This is a genomic window from Aminobacterium sp. UBA4908, assembly GCF_002398115.1.
GTDB classification, from domain to species: Bacteria; Synergistota; Synergistia; order Synergistales; family Aminobacteriaceae; genus Aminobacterium; species Aminobacterium mobile.
In genome coordinates, this window is sequence record NZ_DHCG01000007.1 from 121,552 (window position 1) to 134,494 (window position 12,943).

9 protein-coding genes and 1 riboswitch are annotated in these 12,943 nt (G+C 42.3%); of the genes, 8 read left to right on the forward strand and 1 reads right to left on the reverse strand.

Translation table 11 applies throughout. The annotated features are described in order from the left end of the window. The first annotated feature begins 3 nt into the window (after positions 1-3). From B4J50_RS07020 to B4J50_RS07055, 8 genes are all read left to right on the forward strand, one after another. Positions 4-1,395, forward strand: a complete 1,392-nt coding sequence (locus B4J50_RS07020; RefSeq protein WP_286845974.1) for an MmgE/PrpD family protein — start codon at positions 4-6, stop codon at positions 1,393-1,395. A gap of 28 nt (positions 1,396-1,423) precedes the next feature. Continuing rightward, positions 1,424-2,686, forward strand: coding sequence for a 3-isopropylmalate dehydratase large subunit (locus tag B4J50_RS07025; RefSeq protein ID WP_024822687.1), 1,263 nt, complete (start codon positions 1,424-1,426; stop codon positions 2,684-2,686). 17 nt (positions 2,687-2,703) lie between these two features. Next, positions 2,704-3,207: a 3-isopropylmalate dehydratase small subunit gene (locus B4J50_RS07030; protein ID WP_024822686.1), complete on the forward strand. Its 504-nt coding sequence runs from the start codon at positions 2,704-2,706 to the stop codon at positions 3,205-3,207. A gap of 140 nt (positions 3,208-3,347) precedes the next feature. Further along, positions 3,348-4,367, forward strand: a complete 1,020-nt coding sequence (locus tag B4J50_RS07035; protein ID WP_024822685.1) for a TAXI family TRAP transporter solute-binding subunit — start codon at positions 3,348-3,350, stop codon at positions 4,365-4,367. A gap of 87 nt (positions 4,368-4,454) precedes the next feature. Beyond that, positions 4,455-6,389, forward strand: coding sequence for a TRAP transporter permease (locus tag B4J50_RS07040; protein ID WP_286845971.1), 1,935 nt, complete (start codon positions 4,455-4,457; stop codon positions 6,387-6,389). Then, complete coding sequence (locus B4J50_RS07045) at positions 6,367-7,251, forward strand: isocitrate lyase/PEP mutase family protein (RefSeq protein ID WP_286845970.1); 885 nt, start codon at positions 6,367-6,369, stop codon at positions 7,249-7,251. Before B4J50_RS07040 ends, B4J50_RS07045 begins: the two co-directional genes overlap by 23 nt. Before the next feature lie 137 nt (positions 7,252-7,388). Then, positions 7,389-8,771: a carcinine hydrolase/isopenicillin-N N-acyltransferase family protein gene (locus B4J50_RS07050; RefSeq protein WP_286845968.1), complete on the forward strand. Its 1,383-nt coding sequence runs from the start codon at positions 7,389-7,391 to the stop codon at positions 8,769-8,771. Between the two features lie 112 nt (positions 8,772-8,883). Further along, positions 8,884-8,977: riboswitch (NiCo riboswitch) on the forward strand. A gap of 126 nt (positions 8,978-9,103) precedes the next feature. Next, complete coding sequence (locus B4J50_RS07055; RefSeq protein ID WP_286845966.1) at positions 9,104-11,662, forward strand: cation-translocating P-type ATPase; 2,559 nt, start codon at positions 9,104-9,106, stop codon at positions 11,660-11,662. Here the strand turns inward: B4J50_RS07055 and B4J50_RS07060 are convergent. Beyond that, complete coding sequence (locus B4J50_RS07060; RefSeq protein ID WP_286845964.1) at positions 11,622-12,833, reverse strand: class I SAM-dependent RNA methyltransferase; 1,212 nt, start codon at positions 12,831-12,833, stop codon at positions 11,622-11,624. The two genes, B4J50_RS07055 and B4J50_RS07060, sit on opposite strands and share 41 nt — an antisense overlap. Positions 12,834-12,943: the final 110 nt, after the last annotated feature.

Consider the following 12,943-nt stretch of genomic DNA (forward strand, 5'->3'; position numbering starts at 1 on the left):
TAGATGGCCACGGCAGACAGAATTAACGATAGTCTTTCTCAGTTTATAGTGAACCTTAAGTACGAGGATATCCCTCAAGAAGTTGTGTTCCATCTTAAAAACGTACTTCTTGATGCTTACGGTTGCGGGCTTTTCGGCTCCACTACGCCTTGGATGAAGATTTATAGAGATGTTCTTCTAGAGAGAACGGATAGACAGGAAGCCTCTATATGGGGGACCAGCCAAAAAACATCTGTAACAGCAGCTATGATGCTCAATGGCGCTGCTATCAACTCTTTCGAACTTGATGATACTCATACTGATGGCATTATACATGTTGCCACCGGAGTTCTTGGATGTATTACCGCTTTCGCGGAAACTTTAGGCAATGTTTCTGGCAAAGATTTTCTTACATCTGCTGTTCTAGCTTTTGAAGTTGCTTGTCGAATAGCTGCTCCTATTGGCACTGAATTGGCCCACCAAGGTTTTAATAATACGGGCTCATGTTGTCCTTTCGGTTCTGCCGCTGGGGTAGGCAAAATGTTGGGGCTCTCTAAAGAACAAATGGTTCATGCAATGGGAATTACAGGCAATTGGTCAAGTGGACTTCAGGCTGTTCAGTTCGCCTCTATGGCCAAACGAATTGTACCTTCTAAATCTTCTGAGGGAGCTATCTTGGGAGGTCTCCTTGCAAAAGAAGGTTTTACCGGTATTGAAGATGTTTTTGAAAATAAGTTTGGTGGATTCTATAATTGTTTCACAGATGATGTATACGATATAGAGCGTACAGCTGGGGAACTTGGCAGTCGTTGGGAGTTACTGGGTATTGGGCTGAAGTTTTACTCGACCTGCCGAAGCAAGCATACAACTATAGATGCCTTGCGAAAATTCAGAGCGGACCATCCTGAGATAAAATCTGAAGATATAAAGAAAATTAGGGTAGGAACCACGTCTATCACTCACAAATATTCTGTTCCTGCAGATGAGATAACGAGTGTTGTATCGGCACAGTTGAGCCATCCATATGTGTGTGCTGTCACGCTTCTTGAAGGCAACGCCTTTGTAGAGCAGTTCACAGAAGAAAAAATACAGGATCCTAAAATTCTTGATTTAGCGAGAAAAGTGGAAGTTTATACCAATCCTGATATAGAGAATCTTCCTCGAGAGCTTCGTTATACCATTACCGTTGAGATTGATTTGAATAACGGTCAGACATTCCATCTAAAAAATGAGTATCCCAAGGGGCATCCGCTTAATCCTTTCTCGAAAGAAGAACTTCTTTGGAAATTTAATTCTCTGGCAGGTCGAGTATTTGAAGACGAAGAGCGAAGAAAGAAAATAGCTGACACTGTTTTGAATCTGGAAGAAGTAGAAAACATCAGACACCTCACCGCTTTGTTAAGAAGAGATACGTAATCGTAGCAATGAAGGTGGGAGCATAAATATGACCAAAGGGAGAACTATTGTTGAAAAAATTATATCTTCTCATTGCGGTCAGGACGTGCGGGCGGGGGACTTTGCTATCGTGAACGTAGATATGGCTATGGCTCATGATAGCACGGCCCCTCGGGCCATACAGGCATTTCTCGAATATGGAGAGAAGAAAATATGGGATCCATCGAGGTTCGTTCTTGTTCTTGATCATGCCGTACCTTGTCCAAATGAACAGGTAAGTTTTCTTCATGCGATGATGCGCTATTTTGCCGAAGAACAAGAAGTACGTCTTTTTGAAGGCGGAGAGGGAATATGCCATCAGCTTATGGTAGAGCAGGGCCTTGTTACTCCGGGGGAAATAGTAGTAGGTTGTGATTCTCATACCTGTACTTATGGTGCTGTGAATGCCATTGCGTTTGGAATAGGTTCTACAGATATGAGTGGAGTGATGCTCACAGGACAGCTATGGATGAAGGTCCCTGAAACTCTCAAAATTTCTTATTATGGATCCATGGCCCAGGGGACGTACGCTAAAGATCTGATACTTTATACTATAGGCCGACTGGGGTCAGATGGAGCAGACTATCTGGCGCTCCATTTCGCTGGGGAAACTATTAATGCAATGGATGTTTCTCAAAGGCTCACCTTGTGCAATATGGCAATTGAGTGCGGGGCGAAAGTGGGGATTATGGAGTGTGACGAGAAAACAGAGGCATACTTGGCAGAAAGAACTCAAAAAAACTATTCTCCTGTCTTCGATGATGATAATGTTGAGTATAAGAATACTATAGAAATAGCAGCAGACTCTATTGTTCCTCAGATAGCATCTCCACATGCGGTTGATAACGTATGCCCTGTAGAAGAACTTGCGGGAACGGAAATCCATCAAGTTTTTGTAGGTACGTGTACGAACGGTAGATTAGAAGATCTTAGAATTGCTGCGGCTATATTGAGAGATAAAAGAGTACATCCTCGTTGCCGCTTACTTGTAGCGCCAGCATCTCGCCATGTTTTAGTTTCAGCCTTGCAGGAAGGGATTATAGAAACTCTTGTTCAGGCCGGCGCCGTTATTATTCCTCCAGGGTGTGGCCCGTGCCCTGGCACTCATTTAGGAGTTCCTAGCGATGGAGAAGTGGTACTCTCTACAGCTAACAGAAATTTTAAGGGCCGTATGGGGAATAATAAAGCTAATATTTATCTGGCCTCCCCTGCTACTTGTGCTGCCTCGGCGGTAAAGGGACGTATTACTGACCCTCGACAGTTTTTAGAATGAATAGGGGGGGGAATTTTATGGTTCAAGGAAAAGCTCATAAATTTGATGACAATATAAATACAGATTACATTATAGCTGGGAAGTATACAAAAACTCTCGATTACAATTTTTTAGCAGAGCATGTCTTTGAAGATATTTCTCCGGGATTTTATAAAAAAATGGAGCCAGGAGATTACGTGGTGGCAGGCTTGAATTTTGGTTGTGGCTCTTCACGGGAACAGGCAGTCCTTGCTCTGAAGTATGCAAAAGTTGGTGCCATTTTAGCGAAATCTTTTGCGCGTATATTTTTTAGAAATGCTATTAATTTAGGCCTCCCAGCTCTTATTTGTAATACTGATAAGATACAAGATCAAGATTTATTGGAAATAGACTTATCCTCACAGAAGATTTATAACCTCACAACAAACCAACAAATCCATATGGAATCTCTTCCAGAAATAATGATTAGCATTCTTTCTGAAGGAGGCCTAACGCCCTATCTGAAAAAGAACAAAACCTTTACGTTACCTGTAGCGGAGTGATAGCAGAACCTTAAAAAGGGGGGGATGAAAGGCTACTCGTTACTAAAAAACAAAAAAGGCCCGGGCTTTTCCTTAGATCGTATTTAGGAGAACAAGATCTTTGGAATGAAACGACCAAAGTAAAAAAAGGGGGAACCACAATGCAGAAAAATTGGAAAGTGTTATTTGTGTTATGTCTGCTGGTGATCTTCTCTTTCGGGATCGTTGGCGCAGGATATGGGAGCGAGACCAGTTTGAACATGGGAAGTACCTCTTCTGCCTCTGGTGTTTACGCATGGTGCGTAGCTACTGCCAACGTAATTAATAAGGCCAATGTAGGGCTTAACGTAACGGTAGTTGAGAGTGGCGCCGGTATAGATAATCTTAAAAAGGTACGCGATGGAGTCTTTGACTTTGCTCTCTGTATCGATTTGCCATCTACTCTTCAGCTTTATGAAGGCAAGGGAGCTTTTGAAGGTGAAAAACCTTATACAAACGTTCGATGGCTCTTTTTGAGAAATGTATTTGCCGATCGTCTCTATGTAAGAAAAGATGCTGGCATAAAATCTTTTGGGGATTTTGCAGGGAAGAGATTTTGTCCAGGCATCCCAGGATCTGCTTCTGCTTCTTACATTATGCAGTATAACGATATTTTGGGCACGAAAATTAATCTTATGCCCATGGCGTATGGAGACGCAGTAAATGCGCTGAAAGAAGGGCGTATAGTAGGGCTTCAGAAATCCAGTGGGTTAAATTCTATGGATGCTTCCCTGATAGAAGTCAATATTACGAACCCATTAACAGTTATTGGATATTCAGAAGAAGATGTGAAAAAAATACGGGAAAAGATTCCCAGCATGAGCTTTTTAAAGACTGAAAAAGGAACTATCTCTCAACTTCCCGATGTAGGCCCTATATGGGAAGAGTGTCCTATAGCAGGGGCTGTAGCTACTGCGGATATGTCTGAAGAGGTGGCTTATAACATTATTAAATCCTATATGGAAGGTTTTGAAGAAGTGGCGGCAGCTTACTCTCCTGTAAAAGGATGGGATCCTGTGGCAGACTACTTTAAATATGCGCCAGAGGATGCCTTTATTCCTGCCCATGCCGGACTCATTCGTTATGCGAAAGAGAAAGGTATAGAAGTGCCAGAATATTTTATTCCACCAGAGTATAAGTAAAAAATCCTATAGTAAAAATGGAGGTAGGATTTTTTCCTACCTCCCGCACCCTCGAAAAGAGTAAGTTAACAAGGGGGGTAGAACAGGGTGGATTTACAAAACTTTTTCAAAAAACACGTAGATAAGATTTTGTTCTGGAGCGGTATTATTTTTTCTCTCACGCAATTGATTGTTCCCATGTTTTTTCAGCACTTACTCGATATACAAGTGAGGGCTCTTCATGTTGCCCTCGGGGTTTCCATAGCGTTACTCCACTGCCCTTTCCGTCAAGGGGAGGAGAACAATAATGATCGTTCATATCTTTGGGATATATTCCTTATCGCAATTATTGCTATTGCATGTATAAATGCCATAAGTAAAGCTCTTGGAATTTACATGAATCCTGGCGGAGCCACAACGTTCGATCTTGTTTTAGGAACAGCACTTATGATTATTGTTTTAGAAGCTGCCCGTCGAACTGTAGGACCAGCTATTCCTATTATTGTCACTTTGCTTTTCCTCTATATATACGTAGCTCCTCATTTAGGAGGAATTTGGAAGATACGAGGATTGTCCTTTGAGTTTATTATGAACTCTATATATTTTTCTCCCCTCGGGTTGTTCGGTAGTGTCACCGGTATGTCCGCTACCTTTATAGCTATGTTTATTATCTTCGGATCATTACTGTCTGCTACAGGAGGAGGTAAAACCTTTATTGATTTAGCGCTAGCTCTTACAGGCCGTTTTGTTGGAGGACCGGCGAAGGCGGCGGTAGTTTCAAGTGCCCTCTTTGGAAGCATTTCGGGCAGTTCTGTAGCAAATGTTATGGTTACAGGAAGCTATACTATTCCTCTTATGAAGCGCCTTGGATACCGCCCTGAATTTGCAGGAGCGGTAGAAGCCATAGCCTCTTCCGGAGGAGGCATTACTCCTCCAATTATGAGTATTACGGCTTTTATGATGGCTGAATTCCTGAATATCTCTTATATGAAGATCATAGGTTATGCCATACTACCATGCATTCTCTTTTATACGGGCGTATTCAGCGGTGTTCATTTTCAGACGAAGCGGAGGGGGCTTTCTGCTGTCCCTGAAGAGGAGATTCCTAAGTGGAAGGATATACTTACTTTTGAGCGGATGGCGGGGCTTATTATTCCCACCGTTATTCTTCTCTATCTTATAACAGTGGGACAGCCTCTTCTTAAGGCGGGTTTTTACGCGAGTATCTCTACCATAATAATATTGGCCATATGTGATTTTACGAAAGGGAAAATCAAAGAAACGCCCCAAAAAATTTTATCGGCGCTTGCTGAGGGAGGAGCCGATGTAGCAAGAATTGTTCCAATTCTTGTTTCCGTCAGTGTGTTGGTGAACCTCATTGGAATTACTGGCATAGCTCCTAAAATAAGTGGATTGATATTAAGGCACGGAGGATCCAATGTTTTTATAGCCCTTCTTGTTGCCACAATTGTTCCGTTTATTTTAGGCACATCTCTACCAGTAGTCCCCACTTACGTCCTTTCTGTCTCTATTCTCGTTCCTCCGTTGTTGAAAATTGGCATTGACGAGGTTGCAGCTCATCTCTTCTTTATTTATTGGGCGATCTTAGGAGGGGTAACTCCTCCTACCTGTACCGCAGCTGTTGCTGCAGCCAGTATTTCTAAGGGGGACTGGGTAAAGACTGGGCTTAATGCCATTAAACTTGGAGCTGTAGCGTTTATACTGCCTTATTTTTTTGCGCTCAATCCATCTCTTGTGGGCAGAGGACCGCTCCCTTCTATTTTATGTCATGGAGTTACTGGTTTTGTGGGTTCTATAGCAATAGCGTATGGTTTTTTCGGGTTTGGAAAGGGCGTTGCGGCTTTAATGAGCCGAGTTCTTTTTTTAGTAGGTGGTATTTTGCTCCTATTTCCGAACGTTGGAGTTTCTATAGCCGGTGGAATAGCCGTGGTTGTGGCTTTTGTATGGAACAGGGCACTTTTAAAGCGAGAACGTATTCTTGTTGATGGGGGAATTAACATTGAGAAAAACAACCAGTCTTAAAAAAATGATTTTTGAAAGAAGAGCACTTGTTTGTCCAGGAGCCCATGATGCCATTTCTGCAAAGCTCATAGAAAAGGCTGGTTTTGAAGCTCTTCAGGTGAGTGGTTTTGGGCTATCTGCCACGTGGCTTGGTTTGCCTGATATGGCATTTCTTTCTTTCGGGGAAATGTTGAGTTTTACCAAAAATATAGTGAATGCAGTGAATATACCTGTCATGGCTGATGCCGATACGGGGTTTGGAAGTAGTATTAACGCCATGTACGTGACGAAAGAATTGATCCGTATTGGTGCTGCTGGTATGAATATTGAAGATCAACTTTTCCCTAAGCGATGTGGGCACCTTGAAGGGAAACAGATTATTTCTAAGGAAGAAATGGTTCTGAAGATCGAAGCTTGTGTCGCTGCGAAAAATGAACTGGATCCCGACTTTGTTATTAATGCTCGTACAGATGCTATTGCTGTAGCTGGAGTTGATGAGGCTATAAAAAGAGCTAATGCTTATGCAGATGCAGGAGCTGATTTAATTTTTGTTGAGGCTCCACAATCAAAAGAGCAAATTCAAAAAATTATTGATGAAGTAAAAGCTCCAATTAGTATCAACTTATTCGATGCAGTGAGTGGAGGGAAAACCCCTCTTATCCCCATTGAAACTTTGAAAAAGATGAAAGTTGGTCGGGTCAGTATTCCTGTTGGTCCGTTATTTGCAGCTATTAAGGGAATGACAACATACCTTGAAGCGATAAGCGGGGATAAAATAGCAGAAGGGCGAAATGATTTAGTGGCACCCTTTAAAGATTTTAAAGAACTCGTAGGTTTTAATATTTTCAGAGAGTTGGAAAATCAGTACTTACCTCAATCCTAACAAGATTTTATAGAGTGGAATGTGCACGTTGTACTAAGTGTATGTAGCAAGTAGAAGAAAGAGTTTTTGGGACGCTCTATTTTTTAAGAATGAAGGAGGTAAAAACTCCTTCATTCTTATCAAAAGGAGGCATTAAAATGAAGCGTTTAATAGTGTTAATGACGACTATAACGGTTCTTTTTAGTACTTCTGCTTTTGCTGCAGTCCCTTCAGATGAAGTGATTTTTTTGCAAGGATCAGCAGCTGAAGTAGGGGCAATGTGGGGAGAAGTCAACCGAGATTCTATTTTAAAGGCATACAATACATTTATGTCACGAGCTGAGGGTAAAGAAGGCCAGCTAAGGCAATTCGCGAAGCTTTCAATAGACCTTTCCAAGAAGATTAATTGTTCTTATTGGATCGATGAGCTTAATGCTATTGCTGATAGGGTTGGAATAGACCGAGAGCTTTACATTGCTTTCACTTTTGGAAGATACAGGGATTTAGCCCTTTTTTATGAAGGAGTAGGATGTACTTCATTTGCAGTTGCTCCACCGGCAACAAGGGATGGACAGATTATTTTTCATAAAACGAGGGAAACCGCTGTAGATCTACAATCAGCCTATCTTAAGAAAATAACAAAAGTGCCTCCAGGTGATAAAAAACCGTATAAGTTTTTCGGAGAAATGGGTACTGCAGATACAGGAGTGTCGTTTTTTGTTAACGAGAAAGGTCTTGCAGGAGGCGCAGATGTCCCAGCCCAGTGGCAACATAAAGAATGTTATGTTGGTCCTTACGAGGGAGAGCTACCCTACGTTGATCCTCCTAAATATGACGGATTTATGAATCACTACATTCCCCGTTATATCGCTGAGCACTGTAAAAACATTGACGAAGCAAAAGAAGTTCTCCATTCTTTTGCAGAGAAGGGATATATTGCCAGTGGAAAGTTAGGGACTAATTATTTGTTTGTTGATGCAAGAGGGAAAATTCTTCAGATAGCGGATAATTGCTATAAGATTATAGAAGAAAGAGAGAGTCCTCCCCTTGTATATGCAGGGGATGAATATGAGGGGATATATTTCACTGTCTCTAGGGAAAATGATTATGGTTCGCCTGAAGATGCCCTTGTCACAAACTATGGGAATATAACTATTGAATTAGTTAATTCACCCAAGGTTTCAAAACACTCTGCCTTGTGGAATTTTGCCCGAGCACAGTCGAGCGCCACGATTTTAATTGATCCCGAAAACCCAGAAGCTTTGACGACTATTTTTGTAACATTACCAGCCTACGGATATTCTATTCCTTTCCTGATGGGGGCAAACGCTACACCTAAAGCTCTCGTTGATGGAACAGTTTATGAAGCTCAAAGGGGAAGCTTTAAATATAACGAATTCTACGAGGCTGGGGTCAATGACGAATGGAGAAAATTTATTTATACCGTGAGGGAAAAAGTCAAAAAGGGAGAAGATGCAACAAAAGATATGAATGATAACTTCCTTCAAATGGTCAACTTGGTGCTCTCTATGAACCAATAATGGTACCAGATCTTGAAAATGAGCCCGTTGCACTAGGTGTATGTAACCGTCGTCTGTCATTATGATTAAGTATCACCTTTATTGACTTTGCTTCTTATCTTACTGTATAATTCCACAAAATGGTGAACAGGCGGCCTTTATATAATAAAAGGTGCAGCTGGGCCTTCATGAGGCAGCGGGAACATTTATTCCCCCGCGGGACGTAGATATAGATCTTATGTCCTAGCGGGGGTTTTTCGTATGCTGACGTTTTTGGGGCGGAAGTTGTTATACCCACTTCCCGTGCAAATCTGGCAAGAATCCTGTCTTTGTGAGGAAGCGAGGAGAAAAATATGACTGAAATTAAAGACCTGTTTCAAGCAGCTCAAATCCAGGGCTTATCTGAATCAGAAGTAGATCACCGTCAGAAAATAGAAGGTTTTAACGAACTCCCTTCCACCGCACATAAAAGTTTCCTTCACATAGTTATAGAAGTGGGTAAAGAGCCGATGTTTTTGCTCCTTGTCGCTTGTGGAATTCTTTATCTTCTCTTGGGAGAAAAGCGTGAGGCGGCATTATTGCTGTTTTTTGTTTTTGCAGTTATGAGCATTACCATCTATCAAGAACGAAAAACAGAACGAGCTCTTGAAGCCTTACGAGATCTTTCTAGCCCGAGAGCTCTTGTTATGCGGGAAGGTGAGCAAAAGAGAATACCTGGCCGAGAAGTAGTACGAGGTGATGTCATAGTAGTTTCGGAGGGAGATCGTGTTCCTGCCGATGCGAGGCTCATTGCAGGTGTTAATCTTTCCGTAGATGAATCTATGCTTACAGGAGAGTCTGTTCCAGTTCGTAAAAAACCGTGGGACGGCCATTTGGAAACAGGTCGCCCAGGTGGAGACGATCTACCCTTTCTTTATTCAGGTTCCTTGGTTGTCAAGGGACAAGGTGTAGCTGAAGTTACAGGCATTGGTATCAATACAGAAATGGGCACAATCGGCAAGGCCCTCCAGTCTGTAAAAGAAGAAGACACATTATTACAAAAAGAAACAGGCCGAATAGTTAAGAATTTCTCCATTCTCGGATTGATCTTTTGTTCTGTCCTTGTCGTTGTATACGGGATGCTTCGAGGAAACTGGTTAGAGGCTATTCTTGCAGGAATTGCATTAGCCATGGCTACCCTTCCGGAGGAATTTCCAGTGGTCCTCACGATTTTTTTGGCCTTGGGAGCCTGGCGAATTTCTCAGAAAGGCGTGCTTACTCGACGAGTTCCAGCAGTTGAAACTCTTGGCGCAGCTTCTGTTCTTTGTGTAGATAAAACTGGAACCCTCACACAAAATAAAATGTCCATAGGAAAATTATGTGTTGTAGGGGAGTGCTGGGGGCCGGAACAGGACGATGATCCATTCCCTGAAACATATCATGCTTTACTGGAATATGCCATGTTGGCCAGCCAAAAAGATCCCTTTGATCCCATGGAGAAAGCTATTTTGCGTTCTGGAGAGAAGTTATTGGAAGGGACAGAGCACCTTCATGCCAACTGGGCGCTTGTAAGAGAATATCCTCTCTCGCCAGAGTTGCTGGCCATGTCGAATGTATGGCATTCACCAGATAGATTAAGTTGGGAGATAGCAGCTAAAGGAGCTCCTGAAGCCATAGTAGATTTGTGTCATATGGATGAGAATGCAAAGGCACAGGTAGAGAAGTGGGTAGAGAAGATGGCCGATGAGGGGCTGCGAGTTCTTGGAGTTGCAAAAGCCCAATTTCAGAAGGAAAAGCTTCCAGATATTCAGCATGATTTCTATTTTGAATTTGTCGGACTTGTAGGCCTTCTTGATCCAGTCCGTGAGGATGTAGCTGCTTCAATTCAGAGCTGTTACTCTGCAGGAATTCGTACTATCATGATTACTGGAGACTATCCTGGCACGGCTAAAAATATAGCCCGGACTATTGGACTACGCAATCCAGATGCTGTTATCATTGGCCCAGAGCTGGAAAATATGACTGACCAAGTGTTGAAAGAAAAAATACGTTCTGTCAATATTTTTGCCAGAGTTGTTCCAGAACAAAAATTAAGAATCGTAGAGGCTCTTAAATCAAACGGTGAGGTCACAGCTATGACAGGGGACGGAGTCAATGATGCCCCGGCTCTTAAAAGTGCTCATATTGGCATAGCCATGGGTGGACGTGGTACTGATGTCGCTCGAGAATCGGCAGCCCTCGTGTTAGTGGATGATGATTTTTCTTCTATTGTAAAAGCTGTGCGAATGGGGCGGCGTATTTTTGATAATATTCGAAAAGCTTTGGCTTTTGTCGTGGCTGTCCATGTTCCCATTGCTGGCTTGTCACTGATCCCTGTTTTCTTTAAGGAATGGCCGTTAGTCTTATTTCCTGTTCACATAGTATTTTTGGAATTGATTATTGATCCGGCCTGTTCAGTAGTATTTGAGGCAGAGCAGGAGGAAGAAAATATTATGGATCGAAAGCCTCGAAATCCTTTGAAGCCTCTTTTTGATAGAGCAACTGTAACTTTAGCCGTGTTGCAGGGGCTGGGTGTCCTTGCCCTTGCACTTGGAGTTCTCATAGCTTGTGTCTTCGCAGGATTTTCTCCAGAAAAGACACGAACTATCACTTTTGCTGTTTTGGTTCTCTCTAATTTAGGTCTTATTATGACCAATAGATCATGGACACAAGGGACGTTAACTATTTTCAAAATCCCTAATAAGGCTTTTTGGCTAGTGGTAGCAGGAGCTTCTTTAATGCTTATCTCTACTATGTCCATCCCGATTTTTCGCCAGATTTTTCACTTCTCTTCTTTGGATTTTATGGATGGAGTTATCACCTTTTTGTTGCCTTTGCTCAGTTTAATGTGGTTTAAACTGATAAAGTTGTTTTTGAAAAGCAGACTTTCTTGATAACAAGGGAAGACGAGCATGTTCCATAATGAAATTTGTTTAGCCCGAGATGAAAGTATGGACATTCTCCTTTTCTTTGAAGAAGGGTAAGGGTTTCTACATGGTATGTATTGGGGAAAAAATCATAGGGTGTGATGTGTTCTACGAAATACCCGTTTCCTTCAAAAAAAGCGAGATCTCGTGCTAAAGTGCCAGCATTGCAAGAAAGATAAGCGAGGCGCAGAGGGCGATATTCCGTAGCGAGCCAATGCCTAACGTCTGGTTCTAATCCTACACGAGGAGGATTGACATAGGCTAATCGGTGTTGAAGGGGCGTGTTTTTTGCCCATTCGTTGAGTTGAGGGATGCGAAGGGAACATGTTCCTCTTAAGATCTGAGCAAGAGGAGCGTTTATAGAGGCGTTTTCTACAGCTTCTGCTGATGTTTCTACGCCTATAGTTCGAGCCCCGAAAATTGTCCATAGCCTAAGACTTGCTCCACTTCCACAGTATAAGTCTATAATACTATCATTTTTTTGAGGCGTCAGGAAATTCTGGGCCTCTCGAAGAGATTGTATATAAAGATTGGGAATAAGTTGTTGGAAGGCTGTGGGGCCATATATTAGGCCCATTTCATTATATGATCGAGGTTTACCCCACAGAAGATGCCAATTTCTTTTCCCGAAAAGGCGACGACCAGCGGAAGGATGAAGATGAAGCCAAAGCCCCTCAATTCCTGTTTGAGAAAGATATTTTTCGTGTTCGACTAACCAGCAAAGATCGGGTTTTACATTTGTTTTTAGAATAAGAGTTGCCTGTTTTCCTGTCTGTGCATATAAAGATAGAGAAAATATTTCTGGAGTAGGTATTGATTCTGAAATCCAAAGAATCATTTTACGAACCCGTTCCGAGTGTATAGGACATGTCTGGAGATTGACAAAATGCTTGCGAGCTATCATGCCTATTTGCCATCGAGCTTCTTGACTCCATTGGGTTAAAAGACTTACTTTCTCTCGATATCCCCATCGCTCTTGAGCTAGGGGAGTTTTGATGGAGCGTAGCTCCTTTCCCCAAGGAGATAGCGCATGGGCTAGCCATGCCATCTTTTGTTCTGCACTTTCTTCGCTTGTTATATTTCTGTGAGCGCAGGCACGACATAAAGAATTGCAGCCCTTTGGTATGTTTTCTTGCATAAAGAGACCCCTTCCCTAATGAGCGTTTTTCTTTCCCAACTCTACTGGTCTTTCTGTTTTGCGAGCACGTTTCTTCCATGATGAGCGTCTTGTTTTTGAACTGTCAGAAC